Source organism: Pseudoalteromonas sp. SCSIO 43101 (assembly GCF_023650775.1).
In the GTDB taxonomy this organism is placed as follows: Bacteria; Pseudomonadota; Gammaproteobacteria; order Enterobacterales; family Alteromonadaceae; genus Pseudoalteromonas; species Pseudoalteromonas apostichopi.
In genome coordinates this window covers 448,917-468,458 of sequence record NZ_CP072674.1, presented here as the reverse complement: position 1 = coordinate 468,458, position 19,542 = coordinate 448,917, and the positions used below count along the sequence as shown (strand labels likewise).

At 41.3% G+C, this 19,542-nt stretch carries 14 protein-coding genes and 1 pseudogene; 7 read left to right on the top strand and 8 right to left on the bottom strand.

The genetic code is table 11. The annotated features are described in order from the left end of the window. Nucleotides 1-198: 198 nt before the first annotated feature. Both J8Z25_RS19130 and J8Z25_RS19125 read left to right on the top strand, forming a co-directional pair. Nucleotides 199-939 (top strand): ferredoxin--NADP reductase, encoded by a 741-nt coding sequence (locus tag J8Z25_RS19130; RefSeq protein WP_250662071.1) that lies wholly within the window; start codon nt 199-201, stop codon nt 937-939. Between the two features lie 70 nt (nt 940-1,009). Then, a complete protein-coding gene (locus J8Z25_RS19125) occupies nt 1,010-1,783 on the top strand; it encodes a nuclear transport factor 2 family protein (protein ID WP_250662070.1) in 774 nt (257 codons plus the stop codon). A gap of 195 nt (nt 1,784-1,978) precedes the next feature. On the opposite strand, the gene J8Z25_RS19120 is transcribed toward J8Z25_RS19125, so the two are convergent. Continuing rightward, nucleotides 1,979-2,869, bottom strand: a complete 891-nt coding sequence (locus tag J8Z25_RS19120; protein ID WP_130052970.1) for a tetratricopeptide repeat protein — start codon at nt 2,867-2,869, stop codon at nt 1,979-1,981. Between the two features lie 271 nt (nt 2,870-3,140). Between J8Z25_RS19120 and J8Z25_RS19115 the strand changes: the two genes are divergently transcribed. Next, nucleotides 3,141-4,514, top strand: a complete 1,374-nt coding sequence (locus J8Z25_RS19115) for a GAF domain-containing sensor histidine kinase (RefSeq protein ID WP_250662069.1) — start codon at nt 3,141-3,143, stop codon at nt 4,512-4,514. A gap of 63 nt (nt 4,515-4,577) precedes the next feature. Here the strand turns inward: J8Z25_RS19115 and J8Z25_RS19110 are convergent, their stop codons facing one another. Continuing rightward, the gene (locus tag J8Z25_RS19110; RefSeq protein WP_130052968.1) at nt 4,578-4,835 is read right to left on the bottom strand and encodes a hypothetical protein; all 258 of its coding nucleotides are present in this window, start codon (nt 4,833-4,835) and stop codon (nt 4,578-4,580) included. Nucleotides 4,836-5,096: 261 nt separating this feature from the next. On the opposite strand from J8Z25_RS19110, the gene katG reads away from it, so the two are divergent. Beyond that, nucleotides 5,097-7,274 (top strand): catalase/peroxidase HPI, encoded by a 2,178-nt coding sequence (gene katG, locus J8Z25_RS19105; protein ID WP_250662068.1) that lies wholly within the window; start codon nt 5,097-5,099, stop codon nt 7,272-7,274. 347 nt (nt 7,275-7,621) lie between these two features. Here the strand turns inward: katG and J8Z25_RS19100 are convergent, their stop codons facing one another. Together J8Z25_RS19100 and J8Z25_RS19095 are read right to left on the bottom strand one after the other, a co-directional pair. Then, nucleotides 7,622-9,547: a hypothetical protein gene (locus tag J8Z25_RS19100; protein ID WP_250662067.1), complete on the bottom strand. Its 1,926-nt coding sequence runs from the start codon at nt 9,545-9,547 to the stop codon at nt 7,622-7,624. 138 nt (nt 9,548-9,685) lie between these two features. After that, a complete protein-coding gene (locus tag J8Z25_RS19095) occupies nt 9,686-11,284 on the bottom strand; it encodes an ABC-F family ATPase (protein ID WP_256854096.1) in 1,599 nt (532 codons plus the stop codon). Between the two features lie 496 nt (nt 11,285-11,780). Here J8Z25_RS19095 and J8Z25_RS19090 point away from each other — a divergent pair, with 496 nt between their 5' ends. Continuing rightward, nucleotides 11,781-13,406, top strand: a complete 1,626-nt coding sequence (locus J8Z25_RS19090; protein ID WP_250662066.1) for a methyl-accepting chemotaxis protein — start codon at nt 11,781-11,783, stop codon at nt 13,404-13,406. A 56-nt stretch (nt 13,407-13,462) separates the two neighbouring features. On the opposite strand, the gene J8Z25_RS19085 is transcribed toward J8Z25_RS19090, so the two are convergent. The 3 genes from J8Z25_RS19085 to J8Z25_RS19075 all read right to left on the bottom strand — a co-directional run bounded on the left by J8Z25_RS19085 (nt 13,463) and on the right by J8Z25_RS19075 (nt 16,279). Next, nucleotides 13,463-13,870, bottom strand: coding sequence for a type 2 periplasmic-binding domain-containing protein (locus tag J8Z25_RS19085; protein WP_130053041.1), 408 nt, complete (start codon nt 13,868-13,870; stop codon nt 13,463-13,465). Nucleotides 13,871-13,882: 12 nt separating this feature from the next. Continuing rightward, nucleotides 13,883-15,028: a porin gene (locus J8Z25_RS19080; protein WP_130052963.1), complete on the bottom strand. Its 1,146-nt coding sequence runs from the start codon at nt 15,026-15,028 to the stop codon at nt 13,883-13,885. 480 nt (nt 15,029-15,508) lie between these two features. Continuing rightward, the gene (locus J8Z25_RS19075) at nt 15,509-16,279 is read right to left on the bottom strand and encodes an EAL domain-containing protein (protein WP_250662065.1); all 771 of its coding nucleotides are present in this window, start codon (nt 16,277-16,279) and stop codon (nt 15,509-15,511) included. Between the two features lie 633 nt (nt 16,280-16,912). Here J8Z25_RS19075 and J8Z25_RS19070 point away from each other — a divergent pair. Both J8Z25_RS19070 and J8Z25_RS19065 read left to right on the top strand, forming a co-directional pair. Continuing rightward, complete coding sequence (locus J8Z25_RS19070; protein ID WP_250662064.1) at nt 16,913-17,506, top strand: class I SAM-dependent methyltransferase; 594 nt, start codon at nt 16,913-16,915, stop codon at nt 17,504-17,506. 242 nt (nt 17,507-17,748) lie between these two features. Beyond that, nucleotides 17,749-18,837: an HNH endonuclease gene (locus J8Z25_RS19065; RefSeq protein WP_250662063.1), complete on the top strand. Its 1,089-nt coding sequence runs from the start codon at nt 17,749-17,751 to the stop codon at nt 18,835-18,837. Nucleotides 18,838-18,841: 4 nt separating this feature from the next. Here the strand turns inward: J8Z25_RS19065 and J8Z25_RS19060 are convergent. Further along, nucleotides 18,842-19,519 (bottom strand): annotated as a pseudogene (locus J8Z25_RS19060) (DUF3427 domain-containing protein); the annotation flags it as partial. Nucleotides 19,520-19,542: the final 23 nt, after the last annotated feature.

Sequence of the window (19,542 nt, the reverse complement as noted above, 5' to 3'; positions counted from 1 at the left end):
TAACGTATTCACTGAAATTTGGAAACACGCCCAAAGTGAAGTGAGACTAACCTCAAAGCCGCATTTATGCGGCTTTTTTTATAGCTGCCTGTTTACCTCGCGTAAAATCCTGCTCGCAACTTGCAACCGCCCCTTAAAACTTGAAAATTCAACTAATTGTTGCCACTTTTAATAGAGGAACAACAATTGAGGATGTGTATGTCTAATTGGGTTGAAGCTAAGGTTAAAGACGTTAAATGGTGGACTGAGTCATTATTTAGCTTAATCGTTAATGCCGATGTTGAGCCATTTACGGCAGGGCAGTTTACTAAGTTAGCTATGCAAGTGGGTGATAAACGTGTTGCACGCGCATATTCTTATGTGAATGCGCCTAATAATCCCGATCTTGAGTTTTATCTTATTAACGTCAAAGACGGCCAACTTTCTCAGCAGCTAGCACAATTAAAATCAGGTGACTCAGTTACAATTGAACGTCGCGCCACAGGTTTTTTTACCCTTGATGAAGTACCTGGCAGCGAACAACTTTATATGCTGAGTACTGGTACAGCGCTTGGACCTTTTATTTCAATATTAGAGCAGGGTGAAGTGTGGCAAAAATTTGAGCATGTTCACCTAGTGCATGGTGTTCGTTTTAACGAGGACTTAAGCTATCAAGAGCGTATTAAAGCGCTTCAGCAACAGTACCCGAACCTTTACTATTCACCCGTAGTCAGCCGAGAGTCAGCCGAAGTAGGTTTTAATGGTCGGATCACAGATGTAATTAAAGACCATCGTTTGTTTGATGTAATAGGGCATCCTACTGTACCTGATACCGCACAGTTTATGATTTGCGGTAATCCAAAAATGGTAAAAGACACCACAGCTATTTTATTAGAGCTGGGTTTTAGCCGCAACAGACGCCGCGAACCTGGGCAGATAACAGTAGAGCAATATTGGTAAAAAACTATGCCAAGCAGTCATAATTTGCTACCTTAGCGCCTCAATCAGGCATGATGCATTTAGGAAAACTATGAAACCGTTATTTTTTGCAATCAGTTTATTATTCTCTTGGCAGTCAATTGCAAGTGACGAAACAGTAGAGCAAGTCCAACCTCAAACTAGCAATGAACAAAAAGCCGAAAAGAAGGACTTACCTAGCTTAGAGTTTATTGAAGAAAAGCCTGCAACAGAACAAAAATCAGCGTCTGAAACTGAAACAGCGAAAGCAACAGCCGAAAAAACTCAAAGCAGCGATGAGCAAAAAGCCACTGCAGAAGCTTTAAAAGCGGTTGCAGAAGTTGATGACAGCAAAGTGCTAGGCACACAAACTCCCGCACCTGCAGAGCAACCAAAAACAGTTGCTGAAAAACAGCAAGCAGTTGCAGAAGCTGAAAAAGCCGTTAACCAAGCTAAAGAAGCCCTTACAGCTAAGCAGCAAGAAAAAGCGCGTCAGTCACGTGAATCGATGGCGGTGATTGAACAGCTGATTGCAGCTTATAATGCACGAAACATCGATGCATTCATTAAGATGTATGACGAAAACGTAGAGTTTTATACATTCCCGAATGAGTTGATGTTTAAAGGTAAAGAAAAGCTTATTGCTCGATATGGCATCATGTTTAAAAAGCTAAAGTGCATTAAGTCATCACCAATTAAACGCATTGTGCTTGGCAACATCGTGATTGATCATGAACTCTCTGAAACATGTTCACAAGACCCCAAAGTCGTCGACAAGCGTTCTGAGTTTGTCACCAGCTACAAAATAGAGAATGGCAAAATAACCAAAGTGTTATTCTTCCGTTAGAAAAAAGAGCAGCTTAGCTGCTCTTTTTTATGGGTGAAAGTTAGTTGAATTCAAGTTACAAGGGGAAAGGTGAAAGTTACGAGGTACTAGGTAGCAGCGATTTTACATCGCGTCCTAGCGCCTAGGACCTAGAGCCTAGAACCTAAACCCTAGCGCCTATGACGCGGGATAAACCCGCTGCTACATGGGTTTCGGCTAAGCCATTTCGTTTAACAACGAATTAAAGCTGTCGTTGTCGTGCAGGCTGGCAAAAGCGCTTTCGTGTAATAGCTCGTTACGAAGGTTTGGAGAATACTCAAGTGCCATGCGAATGTCTGCCATTGCATCAGCATGTTTATGCAGTAATGCATACGCACAAGCACGTTGCCAGTATGCATAGCCGTAGTCGCTATCAATTTCTAGCGCTTGATTACAAAGTTCAATGGCTTCACCTGTTTCGTTAATTTCTAATAGCGCATCCGCTTTATAGGCAATTGCTTCAACGTCTTCAGGTTTACGCTTTAATATTTCGTCAAAAATCTCGATCTTATTCGCAACATCGCTTTCTAAGTTGGCACGCATCCATAAAGAATGAACTTCGTTAGTGATCGAGATCTTTTGTTGGTTTAATAAGATCTCTTCAGATCGCTCACGTAACTTTTCTTCAAGTACTTTCAAGCGATCTTCGTATTCTTGTGTAATCGCACTAACACGTGTGTTTACAATGTCTTCTACTTTGTTTTTTACGTCACGCAGGGAATTCCAACCAACTAACACCAAAATTGAAGCTGTAATAGTAATAATGAAAAACACATTATTAATGGTGTCTGTTGTATAAGTAATCGCACGATCTGCGGTATCAAGTTGTGTATGAGCTACTTGCTTAGTTACGTCTTCGCGTAATTTTTGCTGGTCTTGGCGCACTGCTTTTAATTCATCAAGAATATATCGCTCTAACAGTGGCTTATACATTGGTTCTTGAAGCTTATCGAGAGCTTGTTGCTGCTCAACATCGGTTAACGCAGGGCGGTTTTCAGGTTCATTTTGAGCAACTGCAAAAGTGCTAAAGCTCATTAAAAATGTGATTAAAATTAAGGTATAACGCATGAGATATTAATTTTTGATGATTTCTAAGGTAACTGTAACATGCGTTAGCACTGTGGACTAGGCAAAAAAAAACCAGCTCGGGGGAGAGCTGGCCAAACTGCTTAAACAACATAAAGTCGTAAAGGGTATTAACAGGAGTTGGGTACAATATACTCTTATTTATCTGAACAACTACTTAATACTAAATGAGTTTTTAAAAAATTATAATCATTCTGTCAGATTTATAATGTTCGTCTAGACTTAAAGTGTCGTAAAACTAAAAGGTGAGAGTATGCGCCAACAACTAGTCCAACTGCTGTATGGAGTATCAATTTCTTCCGATCTTGACAGTGGCAATGTTGAATTAGCTGAACGCTTAATTCTGAATGCGGTACTAGATGGCCTTGAAATTGGCAGAGCAGGGATATGGTTGTTAAATGCCGAAAATACCGCGATTGAGTGCCGATTACTACTTGATAGAGAAAACGGCAAAGAAATTCAAATGTTAGTATTGCCTCGTGATGCATATCCAGCTTATTTCAAAGCACTTGATACCCAGCGTACTATCACCGCAGAGGATGCTCATACTGACCCTGCCACCTTTGAGTTTAGTGAAAGCTACTTAAAACCACTTAATATTGGCGCTATGTTAGATGCACCAATTCGCTATAAAGGTAAAATGATCGGGATATTTTGCTGTGAGCATATAGGTGGACCACGGCAATGGACAGAAGATGAATGCTCCTTTATTGGTGCATTAGCTGACTTATATGGCAGAGCACTCTCAGCACAAGAGAATGAACGCATGAATGCTGAGCTTGAACGAGCTAATCTGCATTTAGAGCAACGTGTTGCAGAGCGTACTCGTACCCTTGAAAAAACCTTATCTGAGCTTACTGCAATGCAAGAAAAACTAATTGAAGCCGAAAAAATGGCGTCACTTGGTAATCTCGTGGCGGGCATTGCTCATGAGGTAAATACGCCTATTGGCATCGCTGTAACAGCAAATAGCTCGGCTAAGGATAAGCTAAATAGCCTTAATCAACTTATAGAGGCAAATACGCTAACAAAAGCGGCCTTACTTGAGGGTATGAATCATTTAAACGAGTGCATCAAAATTTCCTTTGCGAATCTTGAGCGAGCTGCAAAGCTCATTAGTGATTTTAAGCAAACGGCGGTTGATCAATCATCACTCAATTTACTCGAAACGAATATTAAAGACTATTTTGAAAACATTTTACACAGTCTAATGCCACTAACCCGCAGTAATAATGTTGAAGTGAACATTGACTGCGTTGATGATTTTTCGCTCATTACCGTTCCGGGAGCCCTTAGCCAAATATTCTTAAATCTTGTGAATAACAGCTGTGTTCATGGGTTTATAGGGCGTGAGCAAAATCGAATTGATATTACTGTAGGTATTGATGATGACACCCACAGCTACACAGTAACCTACAAAGACAATGGTCATGGCATGAGTGAAGATGTAATGCATAAAGTGTTCGAACCATTTTTTACTACTAAACGTGGTAGTGGCGGTAGTGGTTTGGGTATGTCGATAGTTTATAACCTTGCAACCCAAGCACTGCAAGGTGAGGTGAGCATTGATAGCATGCCTGATCATGGTGTTACGCTAACCTTTAAATTGCCGCAAAAACTCGCATAACTAATTAATATTCATACAAATTGAAGGCTAAATAATCTGGTGACTGGGTAATAAAATTAAAAATTAATCAGTTTGCTTAGCAAGACAAGAAATATCAGTGCATTTGTTGTCTTTACAAAATTGCTTAATACGCTTTTTAGAATATAAATAATTAATGCTGAAAGGCGTAATTAATAGTGCTATCCAAAACAATGCAGAGCTTCTGAAAATTAGCCCCACAAGCGACGCCACCACAAATCCCGATAACATCAAAATAGGTAAATGGGCGATAAAAAAGTTAATACTTAGCTGTCTAGCAACTTCAGGATTAATTGTTTTCATAAGGGCTACTCGCTGTAAAAAATACCCTTATAAAATGGACGCTTTAATAAAATGAATCAAATCAAATTTTCCTATCGGTGCAATCGATTTAAAACCATCTTTTGCATCTAGCTTTATTTAAATACAACTCCTATAGTTTCAAACAACAGGAACTTATTCGCTATTAGTTATTCATAACTAGTAGAAAATCTCTCTTTATGACGAAAGAGATAAAAGTAATTTCTAGCGTTTCGTCATATTTTAGCTTTCTAGGAGCACGCAATGAGTAATGGAAAAACGGGCGGGTGCCCGGTAATGCATGGTAGTAATACTGTCACAGCTCAATCGAACACTGACTGGTGGCCAAACGCACTTAATTTCGACATTCTTCATCAACACGACAGCAAAACGAACCCTTACGGCAAAGACTTTAATTACGCAGAAGCATTCAAATCACTAGACCTTGAAGCCGTTAAAACCGATTTAAAAAACCTAATGACCGAAAGCCAAGAATGGTGGCCAGCCGATTGGGGTCATTACGGTGGTTTGATGATCCGAATGGCGTGGCACTCAGCAGGTTCATATCGTTTAGAAGATGGCCGTGGTGGCGGTGGTACAGGTAACCAACGGTTTGCACCGTTAAACTCATGGCCAGACAACGCTAACCTAGATAAAGCTCGACGATTACTTTGGCCAATTAAAAAGAAATACGGTAACAAACTTTCTTGGGCCGACTTAATTATTTTAGCTGGTAATATGGCTTACGAATCAATGGGTTTAAGAACCTTCGGTTTTGCAGGTGGCCGCGAAGATATTTGGCACCCAGAAAAAGATGTTTATTGGGGCGCTGAAAAAGAGTGGTTAGCACCAAGTGATGGGCGTTATTCAAATGTAGCCAAGCCAGATACCATGGAAAATCCATTGGCAGCGGTACAAATGGGCTTAATTTATGTTAATCCAGAAGGGGTGAATGGTAACCCAGACCCGCTTAAAACTGCTGAGCAAGTTCGCGAAACATTTGCCCGCATGGCAATGGATGACGAAGAAACAGCTGCGCTGACAGTTGGCGGTCACACTGTGGGTAAAACCCATGGTAATGGTAGCGAAGAAAACGTTGGTCCAGAACCAGAAGCGGCCGATGTGTTTGAGCAGGGTTTAGGTTGGAACAACCATAATTCACGTGGTATTGGTCGCGACACCATGACCTCAGGTATTGAAGGTGCGTGGACAACTCACCCAACAAAATGGGATAACGGTTATTGCTACTTGCTGCTTAACTACGACTGGGAGCTTAAGAAAAGCCCTGCGGGTGCGTGGCAGTGGGAGCCAATTGATATTAAAGAAGAAGACAAACCAGTTGATGTTGAAGATCCATCAATTCGTCTAAATCCTATTATGACCGACGCCGATATGGCGATGAAGATGGACCCAACTTATCGTAAGATCATTGAGCGTTTTAACGATGATTTTGAATACTTTAGTGATGTGTTTGCTCGTGCTTGGTTTAAACTAACGCACCGTGACTTAGGTCCAAAATCACGTTATTTAGGTGCTGATGTACCAAGCGAAGATCTGATCTGGCAAGATCCAATCCCAGCGGTAGATTACACCTTATCAGACAGCGAAATTAGTGAACTTAAAACTAAGCTACTTAACTGTGGTGTAAGCCAAGCAGAATTAATTGCAACAGCATGGGATAGCGCCCGTACTTATCGTGGCTCAGACCATCGCGGTGGTGCAAACGGTGCACGTATTCGCCTCGCGCCGCAAAAAGATTGGCAGGGCAATGAACCAAAGCGTTTAGCTAAAGTATTAAGCGCACTTGAGTCAGTACAAGCGAGTTTAAATAAACCAGTAAGCCTAGCTGATTTAATTGTACTTGGTGGGTCAGCTGCTGTTGAACAAGCTGCGAAAGCCGCGGGCGTTGATATAAAAGTCCCATTTGCGCCTGGTCGTGGTGATGCCACAGACGAAATGACAGATGCTGACTCGTTTGACGTACTTGAGCCAATTCATGATGGTTTCCGTAACTGGCTCAAAGAAGAGTACACGGTATCAGCAGAGGAGCTAATGTTAGAGCGTTCGCAATTAATGGGCTTAACAGCACCAGAAATGACCGCTCTTGTCGGTGGCATGCGTGTTCTAGGTACTAATCATAATGGTACTTTACACGGTGTATTTACAGATAACGTAGGCACATTAAGTACCGACTTTTTCGTGAACCTAACCGACATGGCTTATACTTGGAAGCCAATAGCGAAAGGCTATTATGACATCATTGAGCGCAGTACAGGTGTAACTAAGTGGACAGCAACGCGCGTTGATTTAGTATTTGGATCAAACTCAATCCTTCGCTCATACGCAGAGTTTTATGCACAAGACGATAACAACGAACGTTTTGTAAAAGACTTTGTCGACGCATGGGTGAAAGTAATGAACGCCGACCGCTTCGATATCTAATTTAAAATTCCGTTAAGTACAAAGGCCACACAGCTGAACTGTGTGGCCTTTTTTATTTAAAGAAGTTAGCGAGTTACAAGGGGAAAGTTAGGAGGGGAAAGAGTAAAGTTACGAAATGCGAAATGCGAAATGCGAAATGCGAAATGCGAAATGCGAGATGCGAGGGGAAAGTTGCGAGATGTAGGAGGCGTTTTAACGCCGAACAAGTAGCAGCGATTTTACATCGCGTCCTAGCGCCTAGAACCTAAAGCCTAGCACCAAGGACGCGGGATAAACCCGCTGCTACATGTAGGCGTGAAACTTGTTTCGCGCGGCTGACCGCTGAAGGCTGATAGCTGAAAGCGCTTTTACTTCTCAATACCTAACCAATAACTGTTTTGGTATATGTTTTCTTCAACTTCTTTATCGCTGTAGTTATAGATACGTTGCCAAAACAGGCGGTCGAAAATGAATTTATCTGCATCTTTATGAATAATTTTAAAATTAATTAAAGAAGCATATAAATTTTCATCATCGCCTAACACATCATCCTTACAGCTAGAGTAATCAACTGCACTTGGGCACTGAGACATCATTGCAAAACTAATACTGTTATCAGCTTCAAATTGCCAATAGGTATTTGGCGTAAAGTTAGCTCTGTTTTCAAGGCCATATTGATCAGCATAATAAAAGCTGCCTTTACCATCATCATTTATAAACCAGTATGTTTTCAGGTTACCGCTGGTGTAGCCTTGACGTAAGTAGCTAAATAGGTGCTTATAGTCATCAAGAGTGATGGTTGAATCATCAATCACTTCCATGAATTCATACCCTAAGCGAGCCTGACGCTCTTCTTTATTTCGCTCGCGCACCATGAGTGTTTTACCATCAGGCAGAGTGAAAAATTGTAAGCTGGTATCTAGGCCATTGCCGGTTACCTTAACGGTTTCGCCATTATTGTCTAAGTTGTAATGCCACTTGAACGAGTCAGTACTTCTTGGCGTATTGAATGTTACCGTTGCAGTGTTGGCTGCTGTGATGGTGAAAAATGTTGGTAAATAACGAATCGTTAACCCTTCGCCTGTATCTGAATTTTTATTATTTAAGCGACCAGTATATGTTTTACCCACTTTAAGATCAGGAACCGCAATAGGTGTCAGTTTTTGTAATGCAACAACCGACGTTTTCACCTTCATAGCTTCAGTTAGCTCTTCTGACTTAATAATATTCGCAGCGTCAGCTTCATCATGATAGCTAAGAACATGTTGTAGTTTTAGCACCGCAAAATCATCGAACTGCGCAACAACTTCGGCATTAACGAGGTTAAGGTCAAACTCTACATTCACCTCGTAGCCTTCTTTATTTAGCTGATTTGCATAGGTGTTCGTAAGAAATTTGTCGCCATTAATCGTTAACGTTTTACCTTGTAAGGTCGCCGAAAACTCTGCATAAGGGAATGATGTGGTACTGCCTGAAGCCGTCGGAATATAGCTTGCTATCGATACTTCAAAATAGCTCTCTTCACCTTCGGTATTTAAATGATTCACCGTGTGAAAAGTAGTGTGATCCATATCAGCATAATACGCAGAGCTAAGCTCTGTATTGGATTTAAAAAGGGTAACTACTTCGCCTTTATCGGTTGAAACATTAAAAAGCTCAACACGAATAGCATCATCGCGCTTAGCCAACACTTCCATTTCAAGAAGAGCTTGTTGATTACACTCATGCAAGCAATCAATCGCTTGGGTATTTAATGCAATCACATCAGGATTCGACCAATCAAAACGGCTTAACTCACCATTTTGAGCAATCACCCCGGCATCTTCAGTAGCAAATGCCAGCTTTACGCTACCATCGCTTGATTGCCAATTACCCATCACTTCGCTATTGCTAAGCTCAATCGGTTGCCATGCTGCACGGTTTTCGGCAACATTAATGGTTAGGGTATATTGGTTACTTGCTTTACCATCAGAGACTTCCACAGTAAAAGCATGGTTAGCTACTTCGAATAAGCTTGGCTGTGCACTAAAAGTTACTTGATTACTGCTGGTGGTTACATTTAGCCACTCTGGCTTATCAATAATCGTTGTAGTAACACTGTCGTTTTGCTCATCTTTTAAATCAACAACTAAATTAGCTGATTCAAGTGCTTTAGTAGAGAGAGTGAGCGAGCCAGAAAGCGTTGGTGCAGTATTTTGCTCTACTTTTACATCAGGCGTTTTATCTGTTGATGAACCGCCACCACAGGCTGTTAGAGCCAGAGTCAGTGCCGATACGCTGAGGAGCTTTTTCATTTAGGTCCCTTAAATTTATTGTTCTATTGAAGTCAAAGAAATTTAAGTTACCTAAAATGGGTAATTCAGTAAAGTGAATATATAACTGAACGTAAACAAAAAAGGTGAGCTAACTTGCTCACCTTTTCGAAGAAGGGGTTATTGCGCTTGTTGCGCAACATGGTCCATATATTCGTCAAACGTGCCCTGAAAATCGATAAGTTGTTGGTCTTTAATATCGATGATACGAGTCGCTAATGAAGATACAAACTCACGGTCGTGGCTCACAAAAATCAGCGTGCCTTGGTAATCTTTTAATGCGTTATTGAGTGCTTCAATGGCTTCCATATCCATGTGGTTGGTTGGCTCGTCCATAATTAGCACATTGATGTCTTGCATCATTAACTTACCAAACAATAGACGGTTCTTTTCACCACCCGAGCAGTTACGCGCTTTTTTGTTAGCGTCATCTGCGGTAAATAGTAAACGGCCTAACATAGCGCGTACCATTAAATCGTTGTGCTTAGCTGTGCGCCACTGCGACATCCAATCGAATAGGGTTAAGTCGTTATCAAAGTCTTTGCTGCTGTCTTGCGGACAATAACCAATGCTGGCATTTTCAGACCACTTAACTACGCCTTCATTACTTTGTAATTCGCTAACAAGGCAGCGTAAAAGGGTAGTTTTACCGACACCGTTTTCACCAATAACTGCAAGCTTAGCGCCAGCTTCAAGTAATAACTCACCCCCACTGAACAGGGTTTCACCATCAAAGCCATGACCTAATTTAGTTAGCTCTAACGCTTGGCGATACATCTTTTTGCCTTCATCAAAACGTAGTGATGGACTAATACGACTTGATGCTTTTACTTCATCAAGTTTAATTTTATCCATGCGCTTAGCACGAGAGCTAGCTAGTTTTGCTTTTGATGCATTAGCACCAAAGCGGTTTACGAACTCTTGTAGTTCGTCTATTTCAGCGCTCTTCTTTGCGTTTTCAGCAAGCAGTTGTTCACGCTGCAAGCTTGAAGCTTCGATCCACTTTTCGTAGTTACCAGGGTAAATTCTAAGCTCACCGTAGTCGATATCGGCCATGTGAGTACATACCGAGTTTAAGAAGTGACGGTCGTGCGAGATGATAATCATCGTACACTTACGCTGGTTAAGCTCGTTAGCTAGCCAAGTAATGGTATGAATGTCGAGGTTATTGGTTGGTTCATCAAGTAGCAAAATATCAGGGTTTGCAAACAGTGCCTGTGCTAATAACACACGTAGTTTCCAACCCGGCGCAACGTTTGCCATTAAACCATAATGAAACTCTTGTTCTATGCCCGCTTGGAGCAAAATTTCTTCTGCACGGCTTTCTGCTGTGTAGCCATCCATTTCAGCAAAAATGCTTTCAAGCTCAGCTACTTTCATACCGTCTTCTTCACTCATTTCTGGTAGTGAATAGATACGGTCGCGTTCTTGTTTAACTTTCCAAAGTTCTGCATCACCCATGATCACTGCATCAACCACTGTGTATTGCTCAAACGCAAACTGGTCTTGACTTAGCGTACCTAGCTTTAAACCCGGAGCAATCGACACATTGCCAGAGGTTGGAACAAGCGCACCGCTTAAAATTTTCATAAAGGTTGATTTGCCGCAGCCATTTGCGCCAATTAAACCGTAGCGATTACCGTTACCAAACTTAGCTGAAATGTTCTCAAAAAGGGGCTCTGCACCAAATTGCATGGTGATATTTGCGGTTGAAATCAACGAATTGTTCCTAGAAAAATACTGACAGGGTTATGGGCGCAGCAACTGCGAAAATAAACAAGCAATAGGGTAAATAATAGGCCGCGGATTATACAGATCAGCCCCAAAGAACGCTATTAAAAAGAAGAAAGTTTCAAGGGGGAAGAGTAAAGTTACGACAATTAAGCCCTTAGGACTGGCTTTAGCCGGGAAAAGTATTAGTTAGCGAGTCTCCAGTTGCGAGATTCGAGGGAGCAGCGATTTTACATCGTGTCCTAAAACCTAAAGCCTAGAACCTAGAACCTAAAGCCCTGCGTCTAATGTTTGTTTCGCGCGTCTGGGGCTTATGGTTGAAAGCTGACAGTTCCGTTTTTGTGAATATTGTCTTTTTTCATCAAGTCCCGCTTCCTACAAATGAAACAAATATGAAAAAAAACCTGAAAATATATAAATATAGTTAATACTTTAGGGAAATCGGGCGATAATACTAAGTAATATGACAGTAGAGGTGGATTCAATGTCTGCAGGTATTTCTTTCAATAACTTGAGCATTACAAAAAAAATACACGCCATAACATGCATTGCTATAACGGCATTCGTGATCATAGTAGTAACTAATTTTATAGCGATGAATGACAACAAAATCTCGCTCGACGAGCTAGAGAAATCGTCATATCAGGTAGTTAAACTTACATCTGCAAACGTTGCGCTACTTGAAAAACTAGATGAATTATACACTCAAGCGGTCACGTTTGGTGAATCAGACTTAGTTGATAGTGCTGCGCAAACGTATAAAACGATTAATGAAAATCTACAAAATATCATCAGCATTAACGACAGCTATGTGCATGCCGATACCAAAAAACAATTAGAGCTTTACGCACAAACCTCGTCGAGCATTGCAACCTCAATGATCGATGGTACTGCCGATTTCAGTAAAATTCAGCAGCAAGCACAGCAAAAAACACAGCAATATGAGGCTGTACTAGCAGGCTTTAAACAATCACAAACTCGCGCAGATGATCGATTTTTTGAGCTGGTTCAAGCAACTAAAGCTCGTTCAGATAACGCACTTAATTTAATGCTTGTAGTGTCTGTTGTATCGCTGATCTTACTAATTGTTACCTCTATTTGGATTGCTCGTGGAATTGGCTCATCAGCAAGTGCTGCAGCAAATAACTTACGTCTATTAGCAGATGGTAAAGGGTCGTTAAGCACGCAACTTGAAGTACATGCAAAAGATGAGATTGGTCAGGTATCGATTAACTTCAACGCGTTTATTCAACTGTTAAAAGCTGCGGTACTTGAAGTAATAGCTGTTTGTGAACCATTAATGGAGAACTCAACGCGACTAGTGCAAGGTATGGAGCGAGCTGAACGCGCGACAACTAAACAAACATCAGATGCTGATATTGTTAAGCAGTCGATGGAAGAAATGCGTCAAAGTGTTGCTGATATCTCTCATTCGGCGGCAAACGCATCACAAGCTGCGCAAACAGCCGAGCGAGAGGTTGAGCAGAGTAAAACGCAAATACAGCGCTCTGTAACCGAATCTCGCACATTGAGTGAAGAAATAAATCAAGCTTCATCAACGATTAATCAACTAGCTAATGACACCAAAAATGTGACGCAAATCTTAAATGTGATCACCTCAATTGCCGAACAAACTAATTTACTAGCGCTAAACGCGGCTATTGAAGCCGCGCGTGCAGGTGAACAAGGACGGGGCTTTGCGGTTGTTGCAGATGAAGTGCGTGAACTGGCTTCTAGAACATCGCATTCAACAAACGAGATCAGAGAGCTACTTTCTACCTTAACAACTGCGGCAAGTGATGCTGTAAATGCGATGAATTCAGCACGAGACATGGCTACAAATAATGCAGAGGCTGCTGAAAGTACTGGGCAGTCTATTGATAAGATTTCTGAACAGATCTTAGAAATTAACGGTATGAACTCACAAATTGCAGCAGCAACTGAAGAGCAGACATCGGTTGCGAGCATGGTAGTCGAAAATGTGTCGAACATGCATATGTCATTTGAAGAAACGATGGACTCATTGTCGGCGGTGCGTGATGTCGCGAAGAACCTTCATTACTTATCTGATTCATTACTCGACGCCACTGCAAAATTTAAAGTTGAGTAATTTAAGCGAATAAAAAACCAGGCAATGCCTGGTTTTTTATTATCAGGAGTTGGTACTTAAAAAGTACCAACCACTTTTACTTTGTCTGTGACTTTTGCAGCATCAATATAACCAATGGCGTCGCTGTTGGTAGCAACAAAGTCAATAACAGCTTGATCGTTGCCAAGTTTTTCAGGTGGAGTGCCTTTGCCTGTAAATACCAGTTTTGACCAATAAGCGTTTAGCTGGCTGCTCGACTTGCCAACCACCTTATCGTTAAACTCATCGCTTACGCTGTTGCCGTCTTGGTTTACCGGGTTTACTTTCGTGCCATCATCAAACGATTTTGCTTTACCGAGGTAAATCTTCTTGATTGTACCTTCATCAATAGCATTGCCATTTGCAGGGTTCACAATTACAGCAACGTCAGCAAAAGCTGCGTGCGAACATAAGGTGACCGCTGTAGCGATTAATAATTTTTTCATCATGAACTCCAATTAAAAAACTAAATCAACAGCAACAGCAACAACGTCGGTTTCTGTATCTGAAATGTCATCTTTAAAGCGACTGAAATCCACTTTTAAAGCGGCTGATGGGTGGAAGTCATAACGAGTACCAATGGTATACACATTGCTTTTCGCTTTTACGCCCTCAAGAACCTGATTAATACCGGCATTTAAAGCAGGTACTGTAGGTAGTGCGTTATAGCGGTTGCTATCGTGTTTGTCGTCGTTATTTTCGTAAGTTAAGTGCACAATCCACTCATCCATACGGTAACCAACAGATGTATAGTATTGAGTTTGTTTAGCAAGAGCGCTGTTTTCTACTTCAAACTCAGTGTATTCAGCGTCAAACAGAATGTTGTTGTAATCAATCGAAAAGCCCACTGCGAAGAAAGAGCCATCATCTTCGTCTACAGCAATATCATCTGCTTGATCAACAAAACCTGCGGCTCTCAGTGTTTGCTCTAGGCCATTAAGCGCAATACCCGCGTCAGTGTCGTTTTCAATGGCAATGCTTGTATCTGCTACAAAATATGCAGCACGGGCGCTGAACCAGTCATAGCTCATCGTCCAGTTAATACCTGCAATATCGTTAAGTTCTGTATCGCCATTAACAGATACCACTGCAATATTGCCATCGAAGCTACCGTAGATAACTTGGACTGTTGAGTCCCAATCGCCTAATTGCGTATTGTGTAAAAGGCTAATACCTTCATACGTTGAAAATGGTAAGTTATAAACAGACTGTGGCGGACGAACCCAACGGTAAGTGTAACCAACATCTAAAAAGTCTGAATAGCGATAAAAAGGAACGCGTAATTTACCCGCACTGACTTGTAGCTCATCAGTAAACTCATAGGTTAAATAAGCCCATTCAAACTCAGCATCAAAATCATCACTGCCACGAGCCACAATTTGTGCTGTAGCGCTTAGCTTTTCTTGTAAGTCAGCGGAGAGCTGTAATGCGAACATACTTTCGTTTTTAAACGAAATATCATCATCGTAACCATAGAGGGTTGCGTTGTCGTCAAGGGCTTTACCGCCGACAATTGAAGCGAAGCCGTTTATGCGAACTTCTGCCATTGTGTTTGCAGACACAAAAGCAGCACATAGAGCCAATGCAATAGGAAGTTTTTTCATTGTGTATCCCTAGTATTTAGTATGGAAATGTTGATTTCACTTAATATTATAGTCGTGCGTAGCGAAATGGGCGACACAAGTTACAGATAATTTGTAACTACATCAACGAATAAGTCGCTATTTTCACTAAAAAAGGGACTAAAAGTGGATAAAGTTGCGAGTTTTAAGTTACAAGAGGGGAATGAGTAAAGTTACGAGATTCGAGGTAGCAGCGATTTTACATCGCGACCTAGAGCCTAGCGCCCAAAACCTAATGTTTCTCGCGTAGGACTGGCTTTAGCCGGGAAATGCCTTAAGTTAGCAAGTTACAAGGGGAAAGAGTAAAGTTACGAGATTCGAGGTAGCAGCGATTTTACATTGCGTCCTAGAGCCTAGCACCTAATGACGTGGGATAAACCCGCTGCTACATGTAGGCGTGAAACTTGTTTCACGCGTCTGAAAGCTCTTGCTTTGTCGCAACTCGATTCTCGTTGTGCTTACTTACTCAAACTTACTAAAATCAACTTCTGGCAAGCTCTCAAACCCCGGGCGGGCGAAGAAATACCCTTGCATCAAACTTACGCCGGCTTGGCGTAACCATTGATATTCTTCAACTGTTTCAATCCCCTCGGCAAGGGCGGTTATGTTGAGTTCTTCAAACATAGCAATACAATGATTAACAATAACTTGGCGCGCTTTATTAAAGTGAATATCACGAATTAATTCCATATCCAGTTTAATAATATTGCTCTGAAAATCAGCCAATAAGTTTAAACCCGAATACCCAGAACCAAAGTCGTCGGTTGCGGTAATAAACCCCAGAGATTGATAATATTCGATCACGCGTTTGATGTGTGAACTGTCTTCAACTTGCTCAACCTCGGTAAACTCAAACATAATTTGTTCTACCGGAAAGCCATATTGTTTAGCAGCTTCAAGGGTTGTTCTAATACAGCGCTCAGGCTTGTAAATCGCGTTAGGTAAAAAGTTAATACTCAAAATCGAATCAAGCTTCAGCTTAGCTGCAAGCGAAATAGCTTTAATGCGACAAAGCTGGTCGAAGGTATAGCGGTTCTCATCGTTAACTTGTGAGATAACAGAATAAGCCGACTCATTATTAGGCCCTCTAACCAAAGCCTCATAGCCAAAAATGTGTTTATCGGTGCAATCAATAATTGGCTGAAAAGCCATTGTAAAATCAAAGCCAAGTTCTAAATTGTCTTTACAGTTATTGCAACCAGTAGGCTGGCAATGAGTTTGCTTGTCGTGCATGCTTACCTCAGACTAAAGTCTTTTTAATACATAATAGTGCTAGTAAATTGCCAATTGTGCAATGTTGTTGAGTTAAAAGTATAAAACTATAGGGAAAATGCGTAACTGAAGTTTTTCTCTGTGTAGCGCTCAGCTTTTGTTTTTCGCGCAAAGAGAAGTGAATGAGAAGACAGTGAGGATTTATCGTATTTACTGTCCGTATGTTTTCATAGACCTACTAGATCTTTTTCTAACCACAGAGGACACAGAGAGCACAGAGGAAGATAAGAAGATATTAAAGTGTACTGCTCTAAAGCGCAGCGTCTCATAATCTCTTTGTGAAATTACCTTCTCTATGCAGCGCATAGCGCCTCTATGTACTATGTGGTTCAAATATCTTTTTGCATAATGAACAGTGAATGAGAAGACAATGAGCGTTCGAAATAGACTAATACTTGTTTTGTAATCTCTAAAGCGAAGCGTCTCTTATCCTCTTTGTGAGTATTATTTCTTCAATACAGCGCTTCGTTACTTACGCTTGAATATATAAAAATTTCTCGCTAAAAATACTTAAAATCAATTTGATATCTTTTTAGTACCTAGCTTTAATGATATTTTAGCACCAAGCAACCTTGCCAATATAAAGGAAGTAAAATGGCATCCAAAACCGTCGAATACTACAACCAAAATGCACAAGCATTTGTAGATGCCACACTCGATGTAGACCTCAATGAACTTTACGACGAATTCTTACCGCTGATCCCAAAAAAAGGCGTTTTACTTGATGCCGGTTGTGGCTCTGGCCGCGACGCTTTCATCTTTAAAGAGCGTGGTTATAGCGTAGATGCATTCGATATCAGTCCAGATATGGCAAAGCTGGCGTCAGAATACTTAAACCAAGACGTTGCAGTAAGCAGTTTTCAAGAGCTAAACGACGTTGCCAAATACGACGGCATTTGGTGCTGCGCAAGCCTTATTCACGTAGCAAAAAACGACTTTACCAACCCATTCAATAACCTTGCCCGCGCATTAAAGCCACAAGGCATCGTGTATGTATCGTTTAAATACGGCGACGGCGAGCGCGAACATAACGGTCGTGAATTTACCGACCTAAACGAACAAGCCCTTGAGAGCATTATTAAAAACACCGACCTGTTTATTCTCAAGTCATGGCAAAGCGCCGATCAACGCCCAGAGCGCGCCACAGAAACATGGCTAAACGCCATTCTGCATAGAAGAACGATATAGTAGTTTAATGCGGTATAGCAGGTTATACCGCAATTCTCCCAATATTGTATGGGTTTTAAAGAGTGACTCTACCTAAAATCCTATATTTGCAATAGCTTTTCATGCTAGATTGTTCCTAAACTAAATAGCCAATATTCAAGCCACAACAATGCGTTATGAGCATAAATGGCAAATAAATCGGCGTAAACAGGGAACAGTTCATGAACTTTAATGCACTATTCAAAAGTACATACAAGGCTTGATTGATGATGGCCATGCAGCAGCAACTCGATTTTATTGCATACATTCAGCGCATGCTGATGGAAGGCGACTTTAGTGCTACCTATAAGTTTGCACTATTGCATGCGTTAGCTGATGTTTGTGTTGAGCAGCCAATGATGTATGAAGCTAGCGAGTTAAACATTGATCTTGCTAAGCTTGCTGAAAAGTTAATAGAGCTTTATTGGCACCATGCAGTGCCATTTTCTTCTGCTCACAGTGGTGAAAGTGCTTTACTAAAACAAAATTCGGGGGCGCAATCAAAAGTAATTGCGGTGCTATATGAGTGCCAGCAAAACAATATTCGTAGCTTACGCCAGCTCAAATTAAGCCCTTACTGGCACACTACTTACAAAGCAGCTTTAGACACTTTAAAAACAGGCCCGTTGTGGCGCTTACAAATTCTCGCCAAACAAGAAGAATGCTTTTTATATCCGCACACAAAAGGAAAAAGCTATATCACTCTAAACGCAGGCATAGCCGCTTGTTTTAGACGCTTTTACGATTTAGTTGTCTATTTAGCTAAAAATGCATGGCTACAAAAGATTCAAAGCATTAAGCACAATCAAGCACTTATTGGCCCGCAAAGCCAACTGCATGACTTTTTATTTGGTTTCGACCGCGCAGCACTTAACAAAGCAAAACCAGTTTTAGTCGAAATACAAAAAGGCCAGTGCTTTTATTGTCAAAAGCCACTCACTAGCGCGATAGAAGTTGATCACTTTATTCCATTTGCCCGCTACGCTAACGATTTAGGTCATAATTTTGTTGCTGCCCATAGAAGTTGTAATAACAGCAAACGCGACTTTTTAGCAGCCCAGCTGCACCGTGAACGTTGGCAAGATCAAAACCTAGATCGTCACAGCCAGCTACTCACTGATGAACTAACTCGCTATTTTCATTGTGATGTAGACAAATCCCTTGCAGTAAGCAACTGGGCATACCAAGTTGCCAGCAGCAATGGCGCTAAACTCTGGCTAGCAAAGGATAGGTTCGAGTTGGCGGGAAGTAAAAATGTCCACGCGTTAGATCTAGTCGCGCAGACAAAGTACAAATATGATTCTTTAAGCTAATGCTTTAACCAACCGCTAACTTCCCTGCTTCATGCCACATTTCGCTTGGCATGGGGCTTACTAATTCCCATGTTATGTTCATTGGCTGGCTGCCGCTGTGGCTTTGATATTTAACCTCGCCATAGTTCACAAATCCCATGGTTCGGCCGTTTTCATCTTTGCTTTGTTCACGTACAAACAGCAAGATGGTTTTGCCTGTTTGTTGGTGCTGAATGTAGCTTAGACCGCGGCCGTGTTCTGGTCGGGCGCTGTTTTGCGTTTGCCAATGAAACAGAGTGGGGCTGATCGCAAAGTCATGGTATAGCGTTGTTGGCGAATAGGTTTTCTCGCATTTGTTGAGAGTTACAAAAAGTAATTCTAAATTTTGTTTTTTGAACTCTAATACGCCTTCACGTGCAGTCGATTTTTTATCAAACGTATGTGCACCAAATGCAGCTAATATTTGCTGGCGAGTGTAACGGCTGTGTAATTTTATTGCGTGATTAGGGAGGCACGTTAAATCACTTTCTTGTTGGTGAATACGATTTATTAAAAGCGTAATCACTTCTGATAACTCGTGTTGTAATAGCGGGTTTTTTAGTGCTTGTAAGCTTTGCTTAAGAGATTTAAATCCTAAACTTGTGCCAGTGTTATCCCAAAAATTGTAATGAGCCATTAGAGCGTATTGTTGATTTTGTTGTGTAGCGGAGTTTTTCAAGTTAGTTG

Bases quoted from the DNA above. Each gene is read 5' to 3' on its own strand.
- J8Z25_RS19100 (WP_250662067.1), bottom strand. From the start codon at position 9,547: ATGAAAAAGCTCCTCAGCGTATCGGCACTGACTCTGGCTCTAACAGCC.
- J8Z25_RS19110 (WP_130052968.1), bottom strand. From the start codon at position 4,835: ATGAAAACAATTAATCCTGAAGTTGCTAGACAGCTAAGTATTAACTTT.
- katG (WP_250662068.1), top strand. From the start codon at position 5,097: ATGAGTAATGGAAAAACGGGCGGGTGCCCGGTAATGCATGGTAGTAAT.
- J8Z25_RS19125 (WP_250662070.1), top strand. From the start codon at position 1,010: ATGAAACCGTTATTTTTTGCAATCAGTTTATTATTCTCTTGGCAGTCA.
- J8Z25_RS19130 (WP_250662071.1), top strand. From the start codon at position 199: ATGTCTAATTGGGTTGAAGCTAAGGTTAAAGACGTTAAATGGTGGACT.
- J8Z25_RS19070 (WP_250662064.1), top strand. From the start codon at position 16,913: ATGGCATCCAAAACCGTCGAATACTACAACCAAAATGCACAAGCATTT.
- J8Z25_RS19075 (WP_250662065.1), bottom strand. From the start codon at position 16,279: ATGCACGACAAGCAAACTCATTGCCAGCCTACTGGTTGCAATAACTGT.
- J8Z25_RS19120 (WP_130052970.1), bottom strand. From the start codon at position 2,869: ATGCGTTATACCTTAATTTTAATCACATTTTTAATGAGCTTTAGCACT.
- J8Z25_RS19090 (WP_250662066.1), top strand. From the start codon at position 11,781: ATGTCTGCAGGTATTTCTTTCAATAACTTGAGCATTACAAAAAAAATA.
- J8Z25_RS19085 (WP_130053041.1), bottom strand. From the start codon at position 13,870: ATGAAAAAATTATTAATCGCTACAGCGGTCACCTTATGTTCGCACGCA.
- J8Z25_RS19080 (WP_130052963.1), bottom strand. From the start codon at position 15,028: ATGAAAAAACTTCCTATTGCATTGGCTCTATGTGCTGCTTTTGTGTCT.
- J8Z25_RS19115 (WP_250662069.1), top strand. From the start codon at position 3,141: ATGCGCCAACAACTAGTCCAACTGCTGTATGGAGTATCAATTTCTTCC.